At 58.0% G+C, this 1,032-nt stretch carries 1 pseudogene; it reads left to right on the top strand.

Annotation, left to right across the window (positions count from 1 at the left end):
- Nucleotides 1–837 (top strand): annotated as a pseudogene (locus Q0816_RS25900) (transposase); the annotation flags it as partial.
- Nucleotides 838–1,032 lie beyond the last annotated feature (195 nt).

Below are 1,032 nucleotides of genomic sequence, written 5' to 3'. Positions count from 1 at the left end.
GATAGCAATCTGCTCGGACACCTGTTCGAGATGATTGTGGCGCGCTGTATCGTGGAAGGGCTGGCAAGCGGCCAGCGCTTCGCGGCAGATGCCGGTCTGATTCAAGCTGACGCCAATCGGCAAAACTCTTCACCGCAGCAGGATTGGTCGCCTGAGAATATCGTCCCTGAAGATGCACCCCGTGCCGTCAGGGAATACTTGGATACGTTGGATGCCGCCGCCTTTGGTGCAGCAAGGCCGGAGAAGCCGAAGTTCACCTCGCATTCCGATCCCGCGTCGCAATAGACCGGTGCGCGAGGTGGACCCGCCTGTTTTGCCTATTCAGCCAACTATCTGATCGGCACCGACAACGGTGTGATCCTGGATGTCGAAGCAACCCGGTCGATCAGGCGGGCCGAGGTCGGCACTGTCCGAACCATGGTTGGTCGGGTGCGCGCACGCCATGTATTCAAGCCGGAACGGTTGATCGCAGACACGGCCTACGGCACTGGACCCATGCTGAGTTGGCTCGCCGATCACGGCATCGCTCCATATATCCCGGTTATCGACAAATCTGGCCGCAACGATGGAACCTTCGAGCGCGCCGACTTCACCTTTGACACTGAGAGCGACACCTACATCTGTCCCGGTGGAAAGGAACTCAAGCAATACCGCCGGGTCCTCACAAAGCCGGGGGAGCCCAGACCAGACAAGGACGGCATACTTCGCTACCGCGCCCGTAAATTCGACTGTGAGATCTGCCCTCTGATGAGCCGATGCTGCCCGAAGGAGCCGCAGCGCAAGGTAAGATGGTCGATCCACGAACCATCCCGCAACGTGGCTCGTGCTATCGCCCAAGCGTGCATACCGGATTGAGTTTAGGCGTTTCTTGGAATGACGAACCTTTCTGACGTAAACTTCACCAATGGAACGTCGACTTGCCGCGATCTTGGCCGCTGATGTGGTTGGTTATTCACGCTTGATGGGCGCGAATGAGATCGGCGTTTTGAACGCTCTCAAAGCACTTCGTTCGGAGCTGTTCGATCCGCAGGT

The organism is uncultured Ruegeria sp. (genome assembly GCF_947497005.1).
Classification (GTDB): domain Bacteria; phylum Pseudomonadota; class Alphaproteobacteria; order Rhodobacterales; family Rhodobacteraceae; genus Ruegeria.
Note: the sequence above shows the minus strand (reverse complement) of the source record. Positions and strands in the feature narration are given on the sequence as shown.